Source organism: Pseudonocardia sp. N23 (assembly GCF_002583555.1).
Taxonomy (GTDB): Bacteria; Actinomycetota; Actinomycetes; order Mycobacteriales; family Pseudonocardiaceae; genus Pseudonocardia.
The window spans coordinates 460,130-480,007 of record NZ_BEGX01000114.1 but is presented as its reverse complement, the minus strand read 5'-3'; the positions used below and the strand labels follow the sequence as shown (position 1 = coordinate 480,007).

The 19,878-nt window shown below is 73.5% G+C and carries 21 protein-coding genes; 13 read left to right on the top strand and 8 right to left on the bottom strand.

All coding sequences use genetic code 11. The features are described 5' to 3' along the window. Nucleotides 1-2: 2 nt before the first annotated feature. The 4 genes from uraH to TOK_RS26590 all read right to left on the bottom strand — a co-directional run bounded on the left by uraH (nucleotide 3) and on the right by TOK_RS26590 (nucleotide 3,177). A complete protein-coding gene (gene uraH / locus TOK_RS26605) occupies nucleotides 3-299 on the bottom strand; it encodes a hydroxyisourate hydrolase (protein ID WP_098960687.1) in 297 nt (98 codons plus the stop codon). Further along, nucleotides 296-832: a 2-oxo-4-hydroxy-4-carboxy-5-ureidoimidazoline decarboxylase gene (gene uraD / locus TOK_RS26600; RefSeq protein WP_098960864.1), complete on the bottom strand. Its 537-nt coding sequence runs from the start codon at nucleotides 830-832 to the stop codon at nucleotides 296-298. Before uraD (TOK_RS26600) ends, uraH begins: the two co-directional genes overlap by 4 nt. Beyond that, complete coding sequence (gene uraD, locus TOK_RS26595) at nucleotides 829-2,754, bottom strand: 2-oxo-4-hydroxy-4-carboxy-5-ureidoimidazoline decarboxylase (RefSeq protein ID WP_098960863.1); 1,926 nt, start codon at nucleotides 2,752-2,754, stop codon at nucleotides 829-831. Before uraD (TOK_RS26595) ends, uraD (TOK_RS26600) begins: the two co-directional genes overlap by 4 nt. 138 nt (nucleotides 2,755-2,892) lie before the next feature. Further along, nucleotides 2,893-3,177, bottom strand: coding sequence for a hypothetical protein (locus tag TOK_RS26590; protein WP_253258652.1), 285 nt, complete (start codon nucleotides 3,175-3,177; stop codon nucleotides 2,893-2,895). 423 nt (nucleotides 3,178-3,600) lie between these two features. Here TOK_RS26590 and TOK_RS26585 point away from each other — a divergent pair, with 423 nt between their 5' ends. The 7 genes from TOK_RS26585 (at nucleotide 3,601) to TOK_RS26555 (ending at nucleotide 10,677) form a co-directional block, all read left to right on the top strand. Beyond that, nucleotides 3,601-4,389 (top strand): electron transfer flavoprotein subunit beta/FixA family protein, encoded by a 789-nt coding sequence (locus TOK_RS26585; protein ID WP_098960685.1) that lies wholly within the window; start codon nucleotides 3,601-3,603, stop codon nucleotides 4,387-4,389. A gap of 28 nt (nucleotides 4,390-4,417) precedes the next feature. Further along, complete coding sequence (locus tag TOK_RS26580) at nucleotides 4,418-5,365, top strand: electron transfer flavoprotein subunit alpha/FixB family protein (protein ID WP_098960684.1); 948 nt, start codon at nucleotides 4,418-4,420, stop codon at nucleotides 5,363-5,365. A gap of 180 nt (nucleotides 5,366-5,545) precedes the next feature. After that, a complete protein-coding gene (locus tag TOK_RS26575; protein ID WP_253258651.1) occupies nucleotides 5,546-6,319 on the top strand; it encodes a GNAT family N-acetyltransferase in 774 nt (257 codons plus the stop codon). Then, the gene (locus tag TOK_RS26570) at nucleotides 6,316-7,275 is read left to right on the top strand and encodes a 1-acyl-sn-glycerol-3-phosphate acyltransferase (protein ID WP_098960682.1); all 960 of its coding nucleotides are present in this window, start codon (nucleotides 6,316-6,318) and stop codon (nucleotides 7,273-7,275) included. The genes TOK_RS26575 and TOK_RS26570 overlap by 4 nt, the downstream gene beginning before the upstream one ends. 163 nt (nucleotides 7,276-7,438) lie before the next feature. Continuing rightward, entirely contained in the window at nucleotides 7,439-8,659 is a 1,221-nt protein-coding gene (locus TOK_RS26565; RefSeq protein WP_253258666.1) for an aminotransferase class V-fold PLP-dependent enzyme, read from the top strand. After that, entirely contained in the window at nucleotides 8,656-9,735 is a 1,080-nt protein-coding gene (mnmA, locus tag TOK_RS26560) for a tRNA 2-thiouridine(34) synthase MnmA (protein ID WP_098960680.1), read from the top strand. Before TOK_RS26565 ends, mnmA begins: the two co-directional genes overlap by 4 nt. Before the next feature lie 123 nt (nucleotides 9,736-9,858). After that, the gene (locus TOK_RS26555) at nucleotides 9,859-10,677 is read left to right on the top strand and encodes a DUF1206 domain-containing protein (RefSeq protein ID WP_098960679.1); all 819 of its coding nucleotides are present in this window, start codon (nucleotides 9,859-9,861) and stop codon (nucleotides 10,675-10,677) included. A gap of 4 nt (nucleotides 10,678-10,681) precedes the next feature. On the opposite strand, the gene TOK_RS26550 is transcribed toward TOK_RS26555, so the two are convergent. Next, complete coding sequence (locus TOK_RS26550; RefSeq protein ID WP_374754930.1) at nucleotides 10,682-11,011, bottom strand: DUF1330 domain-containing protein; 330 nt, start codon at nucleotides 11,009-11,011, stop codon at nucleotides 10,682-10,684. A 108-nt stretch (nucleotides 11,012-11,119) separates the two neighbouring features. Between TOK_RS26550 and TOK_RS26545 the strand changes: the two genes are divergently transcribed. From TOK_RS26545 to TOK_RS26525, 5 genes are read left to right on the top strand one after another with little or no spacing between them, the layout of a single operon-like run. After that, nucleotides 11,120-12,667 carry a class I adenylate-forming enzyme family protein gene (locus TOK_RS26545; protein WP_098960677.1) on the top strand — a complete coding sequence of 516 codons (1,548 nt, stop codon included), beginning with the start codon at nucleotides 11,120-11,122 and terminating at the stop codon, nucleotides 12,665-12,667. Then, nucleotides 12,664-13,803 carry a thiolase family protein gene (locus tag TOK_RS26540; RefSeq protein ID WP_098960676.1) on the top strand — a complete coding sequence of 380 codons (1,140 nt, stop codon included), beginning with the start codon at nucleotides 12,664-12,666 and terminating at the stop codon, nucleotides 13,801-13,803. Before TOK_RS26545 ends, TOK_RS26540 begins: the two co-directional genes overlap by 4 nt. Next, nucleotides 13,800-14,996, top strand: coding sequence for an acyl-CoA dehydrogenase family protein (locus tag TOK_RS26535; RefSeq protein WP_098960675.1), 1,197 nt, complete (start codon nucleotides 13,800-13,802; stop codon nucleotides 14,994-14,996). The genes TOK_RS26540 and TOK_RS26535 overlap by 4 nt, the downstream gene beginning before the upstream one ends. A gap of 56 nt (nucleotides 14,997-15,052) precedes the next feature. Continuing rightward, on the top strand, nucleotides 15,053-15,616 hold the full coding sequence (locus TOK_RS26530) for a TetR/AcrR family transcriptional regulator (RefSeq protein WP_098960674.1): 564 nt from the start codon (nucleotides 15,053-15,055) through the stop codon (nucleotides 15,614-15,616). A gap of 41 nt (nucleotides 15,617-15,657) precedes the next feature. Beyond that, the gene (locus TOK_RS26525) at nucleotides 15,658-16,923 is read left to right on the top strand and encodes a methionine synthase (RefSeq protein ID WP_253258650.1); all 1,266 of its coding nucleotides are present in this window, start codon (nucleotides 15,658-15,660) and stop codon (nucleotides 16,921-16,923) included. Nucleotides 16,924-17,005: 82 nt separating this feature from the next. Here TOK_RS26525 and TOK_RS26520 read toward each other — a convergent pair whose 3' ends face one another. Further along, a complete protein-coding gene (locus TOK_RS26520) occupies nucleotides 17,006-17,311 on the bottom strand; it encodes a hypothetical protein (protein WP_098960673.1) in 306 nt (101 codons plus the stop codon). An 81-nt stretch (nucleotides 17,312-17,392) separates the two neighbouring features. Here TOK_RS26520 and TOK_RS26515 point away from each other — a divergent pair, with 81 nt between their 5' ends. Next, nucleotides 17,393-18,490, top strand: a complete 1,098-nt coding sequence (locus TOK_RS26515) for an alanine--glyoxylate aminotransferase family protein (RefSeq protein ID WP_098960672.1) — start codon at nucleotides 17,393-17,395, stop codon at nucleotides 18,488-18,490. An 8-nt stretch (nucleotides 18,491-18,498) separates the two neighbouring features. Here the strand turns inward: TOK_RS26515 and TOK_RS26510 are convergent, their stop codons facing one another. Next, nucleotides 18,499-19,242: a Clp protease N-terminal domain-containing protein gene (locus TOK_RS26510; RefSeq protein ID WP_098960671.1), complete on the bottom strand. Its 744-nt coding sequence runs from the start codon at nucleotides 19,240-19,242 to the stop codon at nucleotides 18,499-18,501. A gap of 3 nt (nucleotides 19,243-19,245) precedes the next feature. Further along, nucleotides 19,246-19,746, bottom strand: coding sequence for an SRPBCC family protein (locus TOK_RS26505; RefSeq protein WP_172457796.1), 501 nt, complete (start codon nucleotides 19,744-19,746; stop codon nucleotides 19,246-19,248). Between the last annotated feature and the right edge of the window lie 132 nt (nucleotides 19,747-19,878).

Below are 19,878 nucleotides of genomic sequence, written 5' to 3'. Positions count from 1 at the left end.
TGTCAGCTCCCGCGGTAGGTGGAGTAGGCGAAGGGGGACAACAGGAGCGGCACGTGCAGGTGTGCCGCGGGATCGGTGACGGTGAACGTCACGACGACCTCGGGATGGAAATGAGGCCGGTCGCCGAACCAGCCGCCGGTGTCGAACACCAGCCGCCAGGTCCCGGCGCCGGGGGACTCGGCGAACCGGGCGCGCCCGTCGGAGTCGGTGACGACCGTGCTGCCGCCCTCCAGGCGGACCATCAGGCCGGCGGCGGGAGCGCCCGTCGCGGCGTCGAGGACGTGCGTCGACAGGCTCACGTCGCCCCCTCGACCGGCGGGTCGTCGAGCAGGGCGCCGTCGATCGGTGTTTCCTGGAGCGGCGCCCCGACCATCCGCGCCAGCCGCAGCCCGTTGATCCCGGTCAGCTCGCCGAGCGCGACCTTGCGTTCGGTCGCGGGGTCGTTGGTCAGCCGGGCCTGCAACGTCGCGAGCAGGTCCTCGGCGCTGCGCCCGCTGGCGCACACCAGGTAGACGTGCCCGAACCGGGCCTCGTAGGCGCGGTTCCCGAGCGCGAGAGCATCGCGGACCTCGGCGGATGCGGCTGCGACGCCCGACTGCTCTCGCGCCGACGCTCCTCCCGCGACGCGGTCGCCGATGCGGGGATGGCCGCGCAGGGCGTCGTCGAGATCGCTGTCGCGCAACGCGTCTGCGGCAGCGGCCTGCAACTCCTCCACGGAGGCGAAGGGACGCCTGGCGGCGACGACCCGGGCCCACCGGGGGGCCGAGCAGCACGCCGTCAGCGCGCGCTCGGCCTCCGCGGCGGGCAGTTCGTTGAACAGCCGCAGGCTCATCGCGAGTGCGTCCATGACGTGCGGGCGCTGTGGATGGGGTTGGCGTCGGCGACGAGGTCGGCGAACCGGTGGTTGGCCACCTTCGCGATCTCGATCAGCGCCGCCGCGTGCTCCTGGGCCGGCGAGTTGGTGAGGCGCAGCGCGCCGTCGCGAAGGATGTGGTCGCGGTTGTGGGCGTCGCGGACGCAGACGATGAGCGGGATGCCGAACCGTTCGCGATAGGTCGCGGCGAGCGACCCGAACTCCTCCTGGTCCTCGTCGGCGAGGCGGGTGAGCCCGGCGCTGGACTGGTCGCGTTCGGAGTCCTCGCCGATCTCGACGCCGCCCAGGTCCGGGTACTCGGCCATCAGCGCACGCTGCTCCTCGCGGGGTGCCGCGAACAGCGCCTCCTGGAAGGCGGTGCGCAGGGCGTCGGTGTCGGTGAAGGGCCTGCGGTCGAACGCGTGCCCGACGACGGCGGTCTCGCCCTGGAACAGCCGCCCGAACGTCGCGACGAACTCTTCGCGGCTCATCCGGTTGACCTGTTCGAGCCGGATCGTGCCCGCGCCCGGCGAGCCGGCGACGGCAGGTCCGCGGCCGCGGCCGATGTGGTGGAACACGATGTTCAGCACGATCGCGGTGATGGAGCCCAGAGTGATGCCGGAACCGAACACGATCTGCGCCCAGCCGGGAAGTGCCTTCGCGACGTCGGGCTGGGCCGTCACGAACATGGCCAGACCGACGCTGGAGGCGACGATGACGACGTTGCGGTGGTCGTGGAAGTCGACGCGCGACAGCGTCTGGAAGCCGACGACGGCGACGGTGGCGAACATGGCGAGCGCGGCGCCGCCCAGCACGGGGTGCGGGATGCCGGCGACGACGGCGCCCGCCTTGGGCACCAGCCCGATCAGGATCATGATCACGCCCGCCGCGGCGACGACGTAGCGGCTCTTGACCCGGGTCAGCCGGACGAGGCCGACGTTCTCGGCGAAGCAGGTGTAGGGGAAGGAGTTGAGGACGCCGCCGAGGGTGGTGGCGAGGCCGTCGGCGCGCAGGGCACGGGTGACGTCGTTCTTGCCGACGCGCTTGTCGACGATCTCACCGGTGGCGAACACGTCGCCGGTCGTCTCGACGGCGGTGATCAGCATGACGACGATCATCGACACGATCGCGGCGGCGCCGAACTTCGGAATGCCGAAGAAGAACGGTGTGGTCACGCCGAACCAGGCCGACTCGCCGACGGCGGAGAACGTCGCGAACCCGGTGGCCCAGGCGATGAGGGTGCCCGCGACCAGCCCGATCAGCACGGCGACGGTGGCCATGAACCCGCGGAACACCCGCTGGATGACGACGATCAGCGCCAGCGTGCCGAGCGCGAACGCGAGGTTGTGCCAGTCCTCGGGGTGCGGGTCGGCGGCCCCGCCGACGGCGTCGGCCGCGGCGACGGGCAGGAGCGCGAGCCCGATGATCGTGATGACGGTCCCGGTGACGACCGGCGGGAAGAACCGGATCAGCTTGCCGAACACCGGCGCGATCAGGAACGTGAACAGACCCGCGACGATGACCGAGCCGTAGATCACGAGCAGCCCGTCGGTGCCACCGCCCGCGGCCATGCCGATCGCGATCATCGGCGACACGGCGGTGAACGTCACGCCCTGCAGCAGCGGGAGCCGGACCCCGACCTTCCAGAACCCGACGGACTGGATGATCGACGCGATGCCGCACGTGAAGAGGTCGGCGTTGATGAGGTGGATGAGCTCGCGCTCGTTCAGGCCGATGGCCCCGGCCAACAGGATCGGGACGATGACCGCGCCGGCGTAGAAGGCGAGGACGTGCTGGAAGCCGTAGACGGCGAGCTTCGCCGGGGGCAGTACCTCGTCGACGGGATGGCGCCGCTCGGGCGGCGCTGTCGACGACGGGCCTGGGGCGGATCGGGCGCGCACGGGCACCTCGCAGTGGGATCGGTCGGCTGTGACGCGACCCACCATGACGCCCGCGCCACAGCGGCGGACACCCGTCGAAACGACGAAGCGCACAGGTCCGGGCGACCCCGCTTCGGAGGATCCTCCAGATGCGCGGCCTCAGGCCGTGGGCGCGCCCTCCACGGTGACGACGCCGCCGACGGTGTGGGTCAGCCAGCCCAGCAGCACGTCGTCGGCCAGGGTCAACGGCACCTCGGGGCCCGACCAGCCGAGCAGGGCGACCGGGTGGTGTGCGAGTGCGTCCCGCAACGTCACGGCGAGTTCCGGGGTGGCGAGCACCGTCACGCCTGCGTCGACGACCGGGGTGCTGTCCCCGTCGTCGGCGGTGTGCGGGCCGGTCCGCAACACGTACCCACAGCCCGTGCGGTCGTCGAAGCCGGTCACCAGCACCTGGCACCCCCGCCTGGGTAGTCCGCCGGAACGGCACCGGCGAGGTGTCCGTTGTACCGCTGACGGCGGTGCCACGCCCGGAACGGGCGCGGATCGTGACAGTCGTCTAACCGATGTGAAAGCACAAATGTCTTACTGATTCGTGAGGACTCTCACCCCGTGACCGTTTGCCCGACCTGAACCCGCCGGTAACAATGGTTCCGGAGAGTTCACACACCGCGGCGGACCGCCAGGTACCGGCGCGGGACAGTCGTCCGTGACCCTCGATCCGCGGCCACGCGCGCCGCGCCCCACGAGTCACTCGGCGGGGGCGGGCGCCCCGCGGTGTCGGCGGTCACCGGCGGAGGAGAGTCCGACGTACGGGCCGCGCACCACACGGGCACGGCTCTCGCACCGGCAGGAGGTCGAAGAGGTCCGATGAACATCGTCGTGCTGATCAAGCAGGTGCCCGACACCTACTCCGAACGCAAGCTCGACGGCTCGGACGGCACTCTGGACCGTGAGGCCACCGACGCCGTGCTCGACGAGATCAACGAGCGAGCCGTCGAAGCCGCGCTCCAGCTCAAGGAGGCCAACGACGGGTCCGAGGTGACCGTCGTCGCCATGGGCCCCGACCGGGCGACCGACGCCATCCGCAAGGCGCTGTCGATGGGCGCCGACAAGGCCGTCCACCTCTCCGACGAGGCACTCCACGGCTCGTGTGCGGTGCAGACGTCCAAGGCGCTGGCCAAGCTGATCGAGACCGTCGAGGGCGGCTACGACATCGTGCTCGCCGGCAACGAGGCCTCCGACGGCCGCTCCGGCGCGGTCCCCGCGATGGTCGCCGACCTGCTCGGCCTGCCCGCGCTGACCCACGCCCGTGAGGTCACCGTCGAGGGCGGCACCGTGTCCGTCACCCGCGAGACCGACGACGGGGTCACCAAGCTGACCGCCGAGCTGCCCGCGCTGGTGTCGGTCAACGAGAAGATCAACGAGCCGCGCTACCCCTCGTTCAAGGGGATCATGGCGGCCAAGAAGAAGCCGGTCTCGACGCTGTCGCTGGCCGACGCGGGGATCGACGCCTCGCAGGTCGGGCTCGCGAACGCACTGAGCACCGTCACGAGCTCGCAGCCCAAGCCGCCGAAGAGCGCGGGCGAGAAGGTCGAGGACGAGGGTGACGGCGGATCGAAGATCGCCGCGTACCTGGTCTCCCAGAAGCTGGTCTGACGCGCAGCGACGAGAAGGAGAAGACACCATGGCAGAGGTCCTGGTCCTCGTCGACCACGTCGAGGGTGAGAACAAGAAGAGCACGTACGAGCTGCTGACGGCCGCGCGCGGCATCGGCGAGCCGGCCGCGGTCGTCGTCGGCCCGGCGGGCACCGCGGGCAAGCTCGCCGACGGCCTCAAGGCCCACGGCGCGGCGAAGATCTACGTCGCCGAGACCGACTCCACCGACTTCCTGACCCCGCAGGTCTCCGTGCTCGCCGCGCTGGTCGAGTCCGCGAACCCGGTGGCGGTGCTGATCTCGGTGTCGGCCGACGGCAAGGAGATCGCCGGACGCCTCGCCGTCCGCACCGACTCCGCGCTGCTGGGCGACGCGGTCGGCGTCTCGCCCGACGGCGTGACCCACTCCGTCTTCGGTGGTGCCTACATCGCCGAGGCCAAGGCCAACACCGACCACCCGGTCATCACACTGCGTCCCGGTTCGATCGAGATCGAGGCTGCCGACGGGGCCGGTGCCGAGGAGTCGGTCGAGGTCCCGGCGGCGTCCGGCCGCTCGGCCACGGTCACTGCGCGCGAGCCGCTCGCAGGCGGGGACCGCCCGGAGCTGACCGAGGCCAGCGTCGTCGTGTCCGGTGGCCGCGGCGTCGGCTCGGCCGAGAACTTCGAGCTGGTCGAGAAGCTGGCCGACTCGCTGGGGGCTGCCGTCGGTGCGTCGCGTGCAGCGGTCGACTCCGGCTACTACCCGCACCAGTTCCAGGTCGGGCAGACCGGCAAGACCGTGTCGCCGCAGCTCTACATCGCGCTCGGCATCTCCGGTGCGATCCAGCACCGCGCCGGCATGCAGACGTCGAAGACGATCATCGCCGTCAACAAGGACGGCGAGGCGCCGATCTTCGAGATCGCCGACTACGGCGTCGTGGGCGACCTGTTCAAGGTCGCGCCGCAGCTGCAGGAGGAGATCGTCAAGCGCAAGTCCTGACGCACAGCTCCCGACGCCCCCGGCCCCTGCGGTCCGGGGGCGTCGTGCGTTCGGCCCGGTCCGCGTCCTGCACATCGGGCGGGCGGCGGACGGACGGACGGGCTGTGTTCACCCGATCGCCACGCCGCGGACGACGCAGCACGGATCGTCCGTTCGCTCACGAGCCGTACCAATACCGCCGTGACCTCCTCGACCACTTCGCGGGTGCTGGGCACGACTCCGCAGAGCCCGGCGGGCCGCTACTCGCTGCTGCTGACCACCGACGCCGCCGATGTGCGGGCGGCCCAGAAACTGCGTCACGACATCTTCGCGGGCGAGCTCGGCGCCGAGCTGCACTCGCCGGTCCCGGGGATCGACGTCGACCGCTTCGACGAGTTCTGCGACCACCTCGTGGTCCGCGAGGACGCGACGGGCCGGATCGTCGGCACCTACCGGATGCTGCCGCCGGATCGGGCTCGCGAGGCCGGCGCCCTCTACGCCGACGGCGAGTTCGACCTCACCCCGCTCGACCCGCTGCGTCCGGCGCTGGTCGAGACGGGCCGCTCCTGCGTGCACCCCGACCATCGCGACGGCGCCGTCGTCAGCCTGGTGTGGGCGGGCCTGGCGCGCTACATGCTGCTGTCGGGCAACCGCTGGCTCGCCGGGTGTGCCAGCGTCCCGCTGGACGACGGCGGGGCGACGGCCGCGGGCGTCTGGGAGCGGGTCCGCTCGCGCCACCTCGCGCCCGACCCGTACCGGGTGAGCCCGCGCAACCCGTGGCGAGCGGGGCCGGTGCTGCGCTCGGGGAAGCTCTCGATGCCGCCCCTGCTGCGCGGCTACCTGCGGCTGGGCACCTGGGTCGGTGGCCCGCCCGCGCACGACCCCGACTTCGGCTGCGCCGACTTCTTCGTGCTCCTCGACATGCAGCGCCTCGACCAGCGCTACCTGCGTTACTTCCTGGGCGACGTCGCGTGAGTGCGCCGGTCGAGGACCGCCGTCCGCGGGACGTGGGCGCGCTCGGCCGGGGGCACCGCGCGGCTCACGTCGTCGAGCACCCGACCCACCCCGGGGTACCGCGGGCCACCGAGCGCGACGGCAGCCCCTGGCCCCCCTACTCGCCGTGCGGGCCGGACTGCCTCCCGCCCGGGGCCCGGCCCGCGCGGCTGCGTGCGGCCCGCCGCACGGTCGCCCTGCTCGCCGTGATCGCCGCCGCGGTGGCCACCCTGCCGCTGGTCGCGTTGTTCGGGCGGCGGGCCACCGACCGGGCAATGCGCCGGACCTCCCGCGCGGCGCTCCGCGCGGCGGGGGTGGAGCTGCGGGTCACCGGCGGCGAGCGGTTCGCCGACGACGGCGGCGTGCTCGTCGTCGCCAACCACCTGTCGTGGATCGACGTGCTCGCGCTCGGCGCGGTCCAGCCGGTCCGGATGATCGCCAAGCGCGAGGTCGGCGACTGGCCGGTCGTCGGCCGGATCGCCGCCCGCAGCGGTGCCCTGTTCGTCGACCGGGCCGGGCTGCGGTCGCTGCCCGCCGTCGTCGACGACACCGCCGACGCCCTGCGCGCGGGCTCCGCCGTCGGCGTCTTCCCCGAGGGCACCACGTGGTGCGGCTCCGCTGCGGGCCCGTTCCGCCGCGCCCCGTTCCAGGCGGCCGTCGACGCCGGTGTCCCGGTCCGGCCCGTCACCCTCGAGCTGCGCCTGGCCGACGGCCGGCCCACCACCGCGGCCTCGTTCGTCGGCGACGAGACGCTCGCCGACTCGCTGCGCCGCGTCCTGGCCCTCGACGGGCTGGTGTGCGAGCTGACCCTGCACCCTCTGCTGCGCCCGGGCCCGGGGGAGGACCGGAGGGTGCTGGCCGCCCGCGCCCGGCGCGTCGTCACCGGTGCCGCGCTGCGCCGGGCCGCCTCCGTGGAGACGGAGCCGGCCGCCGCCTGACCCGCCCCGCGGGAGGACGCGAGCGATGGCGATTACCCTGGACGGTCTGACGACCGACAGGGACGGACAGGACCTCGTGAGCACCGTGACCGACGGGAACGGGACCGGCACCAGCGGCCCCCACGCCGCTGCGGCGTACCTGGACCACGCGGCGACGACGCCGATGCTCCCCGACGCCGTCGCCGCCATGGCCGAGGCGATGGCCTCCACCGGCAACGCCTCGGCCCTGCACTCCTCCGGCCGCCGCGCCCGGCGTCGCGTCGAGGAGGCCCGCGAGGTCATCGCGGCCGCGGTCGGAGCCCGGCCGTCGGAGGTCGTGTTCACCACGGGCGGGACCGAGAGCGACAACCTCGCCGTCAAGGGCCTGTACTGGTCCCGCCAGGGCGCCGACGCCCGCCGCATCCGCGTGCTCGTCTCGGCGGTGGAGCACCACGCCGTCGTCGACTCCGCGGAGTGGCTGGCCGCCCACGAGGGCGCCGAGGTCGAGCTGCTGGAGGTCGACCGGTACGGCCGGGTCCGGCCCGAGACGCTGCGCGCCGCACTGGAGCGCGATCCGGGCTCGGCGGCGCTGGTGTCGGTGATGTGGGCCAACAACGAGGTCGGGACGGTCAACCCGATACGCGAGCTGGCCGCGGTCGCCCACGAGTTCGACGTCCCGTTCCACACCGACGCCGTGCAGGCCGTCGGCATCCTGCCCGTCGACTTCGCCGCGTCCGGCGTCGACGCGCTCACCCTCACCGGCCACAAGCTGGGCGGCCCCTACGGCGCCGGCGTGCTGCTGCTGGGCCGCGAGGTGGCGGTGACACCGCTGCTGCACGGCGGGGGCCAGGAGCGCGACGTCCGCTCCGGCACCCTCGACACCCCGTCGGTCATCGGGCTGGCCACGGCCGTCGAGCTCGCGGTGGCCGACGCCCCGCGCCGGGCCGGGACGATCGGCGCCCTGCGCGACGAGCTGGTCGCCCGCGTCGTCGCCGCCGTCCCCGACGCGGTGCTCAACGGCGACCCCGGTACGTCGGCGATCGACGGTGGACCGTCGCGGCTGCCCGGCAACGCGCACCTGTCGTTCCCCGGCTGCGAGGGCGACAGCCTGATCATGCTGCTCGACGCGCACGGCATCGAGTGCGCCACCGGCTCGGCCTGTACGGCAGGCGTCCCGCAGCCCAGCCATGTGCTGCTCGCGATGGGCGCCGACGAGGCCACCGCCCGCGGCTCGTTGCGGTTCTCGCTGGGCCACACCTCCACCCAGCGCGACGTGGACTCGCTCGCCGGCACGATCGGGCCCGTCGTGGACCGGGCCCGCCGCGCCGGGCAGAACGCCGCCGCCCACCGTCGCCCCGAGGCCCGGGGCGGACGAACGGCCCAGCCGCGCGCGGTCGCCCGATGAGGGTCCTGGCCGCGATGAGCGGCGGGGTCGACTCCGCGGTCGCCGCGGCCCGGGCCGTCGACGCCGGCCACGACGTCGTCGGGGTGCACCTCGCGCTGTCGGAGACGCCGGACGCGCTCCGGTCGGGCTCGCGGGGCTGCTGCTCGCGCGAGGACGCCGACGACGCCCGCCGCGCCGCCGACATCATGGACATCCCGTTCTACGTGTGGGATTTCGCGGCGCCGTTCTCCGCCGACGTGGTCGACGACTTCGTCGCCGCCTACGCCGCGGGCCGCACCCCCAACCCGTGCGTGCGCTGCAACGAGCGGATCAAGTTCGCCGCGCTGCTCGACAAGGCCCTCGCGCTGGGCTTCGACGCCGTCTGCACCGGCCACTACGCCCGCCTGCACGGCGGCGTGCTCCGGCGCGCTGTCGACGACGGCAAGGACCAGTCCTACGTGCTCGCGGTGCTGACGCCGTTCCAGCTGGCGCACGCGATGTTCCCGATCGGCGACACCCCGAAGGCGCAGGTGCGGGCGGAGGCCGCCGAGCGGCGGCTGAGGGTGGCCGACAAGCCCGACAGCCACGACATCTGCTTCATCCCGTCCGGCGACACCCGCGGGTTCCTCACCGACCGGCTCGGCGCGCGTCCGGGCCCGATCGTCGACGCCGCGAGCGGCGAGGTCCTCGGCGGCCACGACGGCGTGCACGGCTTCACCGTCGGGCAGCGCAAGGGCATCGGCGTCGACCGCCCCGCCGCCGACGGCCGCCCCCGCTACGTCCTGGGCATCGAGCCGGTCACGGCGACGGTCACGGTCGGCCCGGCGGAGGCGCTCGACGTCCACGAGATCGACACCGAGACCCCGGTCTGGGGCTGCGGCCCCGCCCCCGACGGGCCGGTGAGCTGCGTCGTCCAGGTCCGCGCGCACGGCGGTCTCGCCCCCGCGACGGCGTGGCCCACCTCCGAGGGTGCGCTGCGTGTCGAGCTGGGGGAGGCGCTGCGCGGGGTCGCCCCCGGCCAGTCGGTGGCGTTCTACCGGCCCGACCCGGACGGCGACGTCGTCCTCGGCAGCGCGACGATCTCCGCCGCCCGCTGACGGTCGGCGTCGACCCGTCGAGTTCGACACCGCACTGGGCCGGCGCGAGGGCGTGTCACCCGGTCGAGTGGCGCATACCGTCTGAAAGGGACATGCTGCGCTTCGGTCGGAGGAGGTGGCGCGGTGTCGGAGTCCCGGTCGGCGACGGTGGAGTCCGCCGCGGACACTGCCGAGGACCTCGCGGAGTCGCAGCCCGTCCGCGTCCTCGGCAGGCTCGGGCTGGTCGCCTACGGGGCGGTCAACCTGGTCATCGCGTCGCTGGCCGCGCAGGTCGCGTTCGGCGACGCCGAGCGGGCCGACAAGACCGGGGCACTCGCGACGGTCGCGGAGACCGCGGCGGGCCGGGTCGCGCTGTGGGTGGCGGTCGTGGGGCTCGCCGCGCTGACCCTGTGGACGCTCGCCGAGGTGGTGTTCGGCCACCGCGGGCTGCCCACCGGGCGCCGGGTGCTGCGCAGCGCGATCGACCTGGCCGAGGCCGGGCTCTTCGCCGCGCTCGCCGTGTCGGCGGCCAAGATCGCTGCGGGCGGGTCGTCGCAGGGCTCGGTGCTCACCACGGTCCTGGGGTGGCCGGGCGGGCAGTGGCTCGTCGGCGCGGCGGGTGTCGGGGTCGCCGTGCTGGCCGGGTTCGCGGTGTGGCGCGGGGTGCGGGGCGGGTTCCGTCGCGATCTGGACCTGTCGCGCTGCGGGCCGCGGCTGGGCCGGCTCGGGGTGCTCGCCGGGCATGTCGGCTGGGTGGCGCTGGGGCTGGCGTACCTGACCGCGGGTGTCCTCACGGTGCGCACGGCGGTCCGCTACGACCCGGCGCAGCCCGTCGGGCTCGACGCCGGCGTGAAGACGCTCGGCGCCCAGCCCTACGGTCCGGCGCTGCTGCTCGTGCTGGCGGCGGGGCTGGCGGTATTCGGCCTCTACTGCCTGTTCGACGCCCGCTGCCGCAAGCGGTGAGCGCTCAGTCCGCACCCTCGACGATCCGGAAGTCGCGCTCGGCGACGCCGTCGAGGATGCGCACGGCCGCCTGGTACTCCTCGTCGGTGTAGGTCGCGACAGCCACGTCGTAGTCGGCGAACTCGACGACCACGGTGCGTTCGGCCACGCCGTGCTCCCGCGCGGTGACCCTCCCGCCGCGGGCCACGAACCGGCCGCCCGCCGCGAGCACCACGGGCGCCGCCTTCGCACCGTACTGCGCGAGCGCCTCCGGGTCCGTGACCCACTTGTAGGTGACGACCCAGTACCCCTTCGCCACGTGCTCGTCCCTCCGTCGGTGTGCTGTCGCGGGCATCGTATGCGGGCAAGGCATCGACAGAAGTTCTGCTCATGACTTGAACTTTTCCGTGACCGGCGCCATGCTCGGACGATCCGACACCGGCGTCGGCGAGGAGGTCCGCCCGTGTACGTGGCCGACATGATGCGGCAGTCCGTCGCGTTCCACCGCGACCGCACCGCACTGATCGACGAGTACCGCACGCTCACCTACGGCGAGGCCTGGGACCGTGGCGTCCGGCTCGCCAACGCCCTGATCGCGCTCGGTGTGCAGCCGGGCGACCGGGTCGCGGGCCTGGAGGACAACAACCTCGGCGCGGCCGATCTCTTCATCGGCGCCGCGATCGCCGGGGCCGTGCGGGTGCCGCTCTACGCGCGCAACTCGTCCGACGCGCACGCGCACATGATCGGCCAGACCGGCGCCGTCGTGCTGCTCACCGACGCCGCCTACGCCGACAGCGTCAAGGGGCTCGAGGCCCAGGTGGACTGCCTGCGCCACGTCGTCGTGCGGGACGCGGGGTACGAGGACTGGCTGGCCGGGCAGTCCGGCGAGGATCCGCACGTCGTCGTGGGCGACGACGACTGGTACGTCATCCGGCACTCCGCGGGGACGACCGGGCGTCCGAAGGGCGTCGGCTACACCCAGCACGACTGGCTGGTGAACTGCCGCAACTGGTACTGCCGGCTGCCGCTGCTGCAGCTCGACAGCGTCGTCGGGCACGCCGGGCCCATCTCGCACGCCTCGGGCTACCTGTTCCTGCCCGCCTGGCTGCACGGCAGCGCCAACCTGCTCTTCGGCGGGTTCGACGCGGTCAAGGTGCTCGACATGACCGAGCGCCACGCGGTGACACACATGTTCGCGCCGCCGTCGATGATCCAGATGCTCACGGCGGAACCCTCTGCGACGCAGCGGGACTGGTCGAGGCTGCAGTGTGTGCTGGTCGGCGGCGCCCCGATCACCGACTCCACCGCGCAGGCCGGTCGTCGCGTGTTCGGCGAGGTCATGCACCAGGTGTTCGGCCAGACCGAGGCCGTGCCGCTGACCGAGATGACCCCCGCCGAGTGGTTCTCCGACGTCCCCGGCTCCACCCCGCTGCGCGCCGCCGGGCGGGTGCTGCCGTTCGTGCGCATCGAGATCCGCGACGCCGACGGCGAGACCGTGCTGCCGCTCGGGTCCGAGGGCGAGATCTACGCCCAGTGCGAGGGCCAGATGCGCGAGTTCTGGGACGACCCCGGCCACGTGCACACCCGCACCCGGTTGATCGACGGCTGGATCCGCACCGGCGACATCGGCCGCGTCGACACCAACGGCTACCTCTACGTCCTCGACCGGGCCGACGACATGATCGTCTCGGGCGGGTTCAACATCTGGCCCGCGGAGCTGGAGAGCGCGATCAACGACCATCCCGATGTCGTCGAGGTCGCGGTCTTCGGGGTGCCGCACGAGAAGTGGGGCGAGACGCCGATGGCGGTGTGCGTCGTCGCGGCGGGCGCGTCGCTGGAGGCCGAGGAGGTCGTCGCCCTGGTGCGCGACCGGCTGGGCTCCTACAAGAAGCCCGGCCGCGTCGAGATCACGACGGAACCGCTGCCCAAGAGCCCCGTCGGCAAGGTGCAGCGCAAGGTGCTGCGCGAGCCGCACTGGGCGGGCCACGACCGACGGGTGCACGGCGCATGACGGCCGTCTCGGTCCAGGGGTCGGGCATGACGCGGTTCGGGCGCCATCCCGACCGCAGCCCGCGCGACCTCGTCGAGGAGGCGGTCGCCGCTGCGCTCGCCGACGCCGGCCTCGAACCGGGTGACGTCGACGCGGTCGTCGTCGGCAACGCCGTCGACGGGCTGATGACGGGGCAGGAGTCGGTGCGCGGCCAGGTCGTGCTGCGCGGCACGGGGATCCGCGGGGTGCCCGTCGTCAACACCGAGAACGCCTGCGCGTCCGGAGCCGTGGCCGCGCACCTCGGCTGGCAGGCGATCGTCGCGGGGCTGTACGAGCGGGTGCTCGTCGTCGGCTACGAGAAGCTCGTGCACCCGGACCGGGAGAAGGCCTTCCGCGCCTTCGACGCCTCGATGGACCTCGCCGAGATGCGCGCCCTGCATCCCGAGCCGCCGACCGACCGCACGATCTTCATGGACCACTACGCCGGGCGCGACGACCTCGACGAGAACCTGCTCGCGGAGATCGCGGCGAAGAACCACACCCACGGCGCGCTGAACCCGTTGGCGCAGTACCGGACCCCGCTCGACGCGGCCGAGGTGCTGGCGTCCCGGCCGATCGTCGGGACGCTGCGGCTGCGGATGTGCGCGCCGATGGGCGACGGGGCTGCCGCCGTCGTGCTGGGGACCGGGGGTCCGGTTCGTGTGCTGGCCTCGGCGATGACGAGTGGCCGCGGCGACGACCCGACCATGCCGACGGCTGTCGAACGCGCCGCTTCTCAGGCCTACGACCGGGCCGGGCTCGGACCCGACGACCTCGATCTCGTCGAGCTCCACGACGCCACCGCCGTCGGGGAGCTGGAGCTGTACGCGCAGCTGGGGCTCTGCCCTGATGGTGGCGAAGAGGCGCTCGTCGCGGGTGGGGCCACGCGGCTGGGCGGGAAACGGCCCGTCAACACCAGCGGTGGGCTGCTCGCGCGCGGGCACCCGATCGGCGCGACCGGCGTCGCGCAGCTGGTCGAGCTGCACACCCAGCTGACCCGCCGCGGTGGCGCCCGGCAGGTCGACGGCGCCCGGATCGCGATGGCGCAGAACCTCGGCGGGATCGTCGGGACGGACGTGGCATGTGCCGTCGTCCATGTACTGGAAGGACAGCAATGACCGACGAGTTGCGGACCGGCGCGATCTACGACGTGCCCTGGGCGTTCGACGACGAGCACCGCGAGTGGCAGCAGACCGTCCGCCGGTTCTGCACCGACGTCGTCGAGCCCGGAGCTGCGTCACGGCACGTGGAGGCCCGTTTCGACCCGTCGCTGGTCGAGGCCGCGGGGGAGCTGGGCGCGTTCGGGCTGCTCGCCCCCGAGGAGTACGGCGGCGCGGGCGCCGACCTGCGCTCCGCGTGCCTGGCGGCCGAGGAGATCGCGACCGTCGACTCCTCGCTCGCAGTCACCGTCCACGTGCAGGCGATCAGCGTCGCGCTGCTGGTGCACCTGGCCGCGGACCGCACCGACCTGCTCAAGGAGATCGTCCCGGGCGCCGCCGCGGGCACGACGTTCGTGTCGTTCGGGCTCACCGAGCCCTCCGGTGGCTCCGACGCGGGCCGCATCGGCACCCGGGCCCGGCGCGTCGGCGATGACTGGGTGATCAACGGCGCCAAGCAGTTCATCACCAACTCCGGCACGCAGTTCTCCCGCTACGTGATCCTCTTCGCCGCCACCGGGGACGACCCCGGCACCGGCCGACCGCCCGTCTCGGCGTTCCTCGTCCCGCTCGACGCGCCGGGCGTCACCGTCGGCCCGGCGTACGCGAAGCAGGGATGGCGCTCGTCGGACACACACCCGCTCTACTTCGACGACGTGCGGCTGCCCGCCGACGCCCTGCTCGGCGAACAGGGCCGCGCCTACCGCGAGGCGCTGCGCTTCCTGACGTGGGCGCGGCTGCCGATCGCGGCGATGAGCATCGGCGTGGCGCGGGGCTGCCTCGTCGACAGCATGCGGTTCGTGGGGGAGCGCACCTCGATGGGCAAGCCGCTGGGCGGGCACCAGGGCGTCGCGTTCCAGGTCGCCGACCTGGCCGCGGCCGTCGCCACCGCGACCGTCATGACCTACGACGGCGCCTGGAAGTACGACAAGGGGCTGCCGATCGAGCGGGAGGCCGCGATCGCGAAGCTCGTCGCGTCGGAGCTGGCCAACTCGTCGGGCTACACCGCGACGCAGCTCGCGGGCGGGTACGGCTTCATGGAGGACACCGCGTCGACGCGGCACCACCAGGACGCGAGAATCCTCACCGTGGGCGAGGGGACCTCGGAGGTGCAGCGGATGCTGATCGCACGTGGCCTGGGGCTACCGGTGTGACGGCGGCTGCGTCGACCGGGCGGGTCGCCCGGAAACGGGCCGAACGCCGACAGCTCATGGAACGCGTCGCCGCGGAGGTGTTCGCCGAGCGCGGCTACGAGCGGACGAGCCTGGAGGAGATCGCCGCGCGCCTCGACATGCGCGGCGCGAGCCTCTACCACTACTACCCGTCGAAGGAGGACCTGTTCCTCGCGGCGGTGCAGAACGCGACGGCCGAGGTCGTCGCCCGGCTCCGGGAGGTGGCCGACTCCGGCGGGCCGGCGGTCGACCGGCTGCGGCGGCTGTTCGCCTCGCAGGCCCTGGTGGAGCTGCGTGACTACCCGTCGTTCGCCCCGCTGTTCCTCATGCACCTGCCCGACCCCGTGCTCGAGGCCCGCGTCCGCGAGCTGTCGCGCGAGCACGCCGCGATCGTGCGCGACCTGGCCGCGGAGGTCGCCGCCGAGAACGGCCTCCCCGCGGGCGACGGCCGGATCGCGACGTACCTGGCCATGGGCTCGCTGGCCTACCTGCGCCGCTGGTACGACCCGTCCGGCTCCCTGTCGGTGGAGGAGCTGGCCGACCACGTCGCCGACCAGCTCGTGCGGCTCCTGACCCCCTGTGAGTGGCGATCGTCGCCATAGCGACGATCGCCACTCAGGACCCCTCTGGTAGACCGACCGGCATGACTTCCGCGAGCGACCCCGCCGCCGACGCGCTCGCCGAGGCGCTGGCCCGGGCCGGGCTGGGTGGCGTCGCGCCGCCCGCCCCCGTTGACCCGCTCTCCGCCGCGCTCGCCGCCGCCGGACTGGCCGACACCGTCCCCGGCGCCCCCGCCCCGCCCCAGCTCGGGGGCGGGATGACCGTCACCACCCGCGAGGAGGACGACGAGCCCGAGGACCTGCCGCGCTGGCCGTCCGGCATCGCCACCGGCGTCGGCTCCATGCCGGGCACCGACGTCCGCGAGGCCGCCGCGATCGTCGCCGGTGAGATCGGGGCCATGCCGTTCCTGCCCGAGCTGCCGGCCCGCGGTGTCGGCGCCGACATGATCGGGCGCACCGCCGGGCTGCTCGTCGACATCGCCGTCGAGGTCGTCCCGAGCGGCTACCGCGTCACCCAGCGACCCGGCCGCGACCACCGCCGCGCCGTCGACCTCCTGCGCGGCGACCTCGACGCGTTCGACGAGGCCTGCGACCCCGTCCGCCCCGGCTGGGTGAAGGTGCAGGCCGCCGGCCCCTGGACGCTCGCCGCCTCCGTCGAGACCCACGCCGGGCACCGGGTGCTCACCGACCGCGGCGCCGTCCGCGAGTTCGCCGCGAGCCTGCTCGAAGGGCTGCGCACCCACGTCGCCGAGGTGGCCGCCCGGTCCGGGGCCCGCGTCGTGGTCCAGCTCGACGAACCGTCCCTTCCCGCCGTGCTGCGCGGCACACTGCCGACGGCGTCGGGCTACGGGACCGTCCGCTCCGTCGACAGGATCGACGCCGCCGACGTGCTGCGCGAGTTCGTCGACGCCCTCGCCGGGATCGGGTCGCCGGTCGTGCTGCACTGTTGCGCGGACGAGCCGCCCATGAAGCTCCTGTCCGGTGTCGGCGCCGCGGCCATCGGGATCGACGGCACCCGCCGCTCGGTCACCGGTGACACCGCGCTCCCGGCCGCCCTCGACGCGATCGGGGAGGTGTGGGACGCGGGGACGCCGATCATGCTCGGGCTCGTCGCCACCACGGCGCCTCCCCGGCCGCCGGAGGTCACGGCGCTCGCCAAGCGGGCCTTCGACCTCGCCGACCGCCTCGGCTTCGCCCGGCACCGTCTCGCCGAGCTGGCGGTCCCGACGCCCACCTGCGGCCTCGCCGGGACTGACCCGGACTGGGCCCGCACAGCGCTGGGCCTGTGCCGGGAGCTGGGCGCGGCCTTCCTCGACCCGACGGGCGACAAGGACGTCGACGACCGCTGACGCCGCTCGCGAGGGGTGGGCGTCCTGCGTCGGGTGCCTGCCGCGATCTTCCTGCAGCGGGTTCGCTGAGCCGCGGCCCGGGTCAGGTCGCCAGGATCTCGACGGCCCCGCCGCGGCGACGCAGCCAGGCGAGCAGGGTGCGGTCGTCCAGGGTGAGGTCGACGTCGGCGCCGTCCGGACCCATGGGCACGCGTTCGTAGAGGCGGATCGCGGTGCGCAGGTCGAACGCGAGCTCCCGGCTCGCGGAAACGGCCGTACCGAGATGGATGACGGTGCGGCAGCCGGCCAGATCGCCCTCGATGCCGGGAACGTCCAGGGGCTGCGCATCGAGAAGTTTCTCGTGGTGCTCACCGGTCAGGACGATCCCGTCGTCGCAGGTCACCAGCATCGTCCACCCCCGCCACGTACCCCGCCACATCCCGCGCTCCGGGGGTGAGACCTCCGGGGGTGCCAGGGTACCGTCGCAGGCATGCACGAAGATCGGTTGCTGCTCGGTCCGGGGCCGTCCGAGCCGTATCCGGAGGCCATGGAGGCGCTCACGCGTCCCGTCCTGGGCCACCTCGACCCCGAATACCTCGCCGTGATCCGCGCGATCCGCGACCAGCTCCGTCAGGTGTTCCGCACCGACAACGAGCTCACGTTGCCGGTCAGCGGGACCGGATCGTCCGGCATGGAAGCGTGCCTGGCGTCGCTGCTGGAGGTCGGTGACACGATCATCGTCGGTGTCAACGGCTACTTCGGTGAGCGGCTGTGCGAGGTCGCGCGCCGCGGTGGCGCCGAGGTCGTCCGGGTGGAGGCCCCGTGGGGCACCCCGATCGACCCGGCCGACCTGATCGCCGCCCAGCAGGCCAACCCGCACGCCGCGGTGCTCGCGGTCGTCGCGGCTGAGACGTCGACGGGCGTGCGCAACGACATCGCCCCGATCGGCGCTGCCCTGGCGCTGACCGACACGCTGCTGCTCGTCGACGCGGTGACCGCACTCGGCGGCACGCAGCTCGAGGTCGACGCCTGGCAGATCGACGCGTCGTACTCCGCGTCCCAGAAGTGCCTCGGCGCCCCTCCCGGGCTCGCGCCGGTCACGCTGGGCTCCCGCGCGGTCGCCCGGATGAAGGCCAGGAAGACGCCGATCCGGTCGTTCTACCTCGACCTCGGCCTGCTGCACGAGTACTTCCTCGCGAGCCCGCCCACGTACCACCACACCGCGTCCTCGACGCTGGCCTACTCGCTGAACGCGGGCCTGGGCCGGCTGCTGGAGGAGGGCGTCGAGCAGGTGTGGGCGCGCCACGAGCGGATCGGCCGGCAGCTGCAGTCGGCGTTGCCGGAGCTGGGTTTCGGCCTGATCGCGCCCGAGTCGAACCGGCTGCCACAGCTCACGGCGACGACGCTGCCCAGTGGACTCGACGAGGGGTCGCTGCGCAAGCGGCTGCTGGCCGAGTACGGCATCGAGGTCGGCGGCGGGCTGGGTACCTTCGCCGGTCGCGCGTGGCGGATCGGGATGATGGGCCACGCCGCCACGGAGCGGTCCGTCGTCACGCTGACCGGTGCCATCCGGGAGCTGCTGGCCTGACCTCGTTCTCACGAAGGCTTCCTGGCGGCGATCACAGCCGCCAGGGCCTCGTGGACGAACGTCTCGACGGCGGCGTGGTCGACGCCGAGCCGGGCGAGCGCCGTGGCAGCGGGATCGGCAGGGTCGGACAGGATTCCGAGCAGCAGGTGCTCGGTGCCGATGTAGTTGTGCCCGAGGCGCAGCGCCTCGCGCCGGGTCAGGTCGAGCGCCTTGCGGGCGGACCCGCTGAAGGGCGGGTTCGTCGGCGGCTCCTCGACGGCCGGCCCGGCGGCGCCCTCCATGGCGTCGCCGACCCGGTCGAGGTCACTGCCGAGCCGGGCGAGCGCGACGCCGGCGATCGACTCCGGTTCGGTGAGCAGGCCGAGCACGAGGTGCTGCGTCGTGACCTCGGGTTCCTGCAGTCGCAGCGCCGCCTCGTGCGCGGCCAGCACGGTCGCCTGGGCGCGCGGGGTGAACCGGGCGTAAGGGCCGCCCTCGAAGTCCTCCTCCCTCGCGCGCGGGACGAAGCGCTTCTGCGCGGCCTGCTTGGTGACGCCCATGGCGCGCCCGATCTCCGTCCACGACGCGCCCGCCCGGCGGGCCTGGTCGACGAAGTGGCCGACGAGATGGTCGGCCACCTCGCCGAGGTCGTCGGCGACGAGGACGGCGTTGCCCAGCCGGTCGAGAGGGTCGGGCGTCGTGCTGCGGTGGAGGACGGTGTCGATGAGGTCGTCGAGGCGGACCGCGGGGCGGTCGCCGGGCGCGGATGCCATGCGTCAACTGTGGGTTGACGATCCAGAAATGTCAACTCCGGGTTGACGCTCCCGTCCCTCGACGAGCCGTGCCAGCCGGACGGCGTCGGCCCGCAGCCCGCGGCGCAGCATCGGGCCCAGGGCGGGCGCGGCGAGCACCGAGAGCCCTCGTGGCGTCACCCGCAGGACGAGGGTGACCCGGCAGCGCCCCGCGCCGAGCGCGACGACCGTCCGCGATCCCTCGGCCTCGGCTCCCGCGGTCGTGCGCCACTCGAACGACGCGCCGGGGTCGACGAGCCGGACGACGCCGTCGTTGCGCATCGTGCGCCCGGCGAGCCGCATCCGTTCGACGGTCGTCGTCCCCGGCCGCACGACGCCGTCGGGGGAGGGGGTCATCTCCAGCACTCCGTTGCGCCACAGGGGGTCGAGCCGGTAGTTCGCCACGACGACCCACGCCGCGGCCGCCTCCACGCCGATCTCGACGGACGCCCGCGCCTCGATCATCGCGCTGCCCCGCTCGTGCACCCGTGGGTGTCGTCGAGACCGACGTGAGTGTTCTCCGGCGTCGCCGCGGCGACACTCCTGTCGGTCTCGGCGACGAAGGATGGCCGGTCGATGGGTCGATTGGTCATGCCTCGAAAAGTACGACATCGAAAT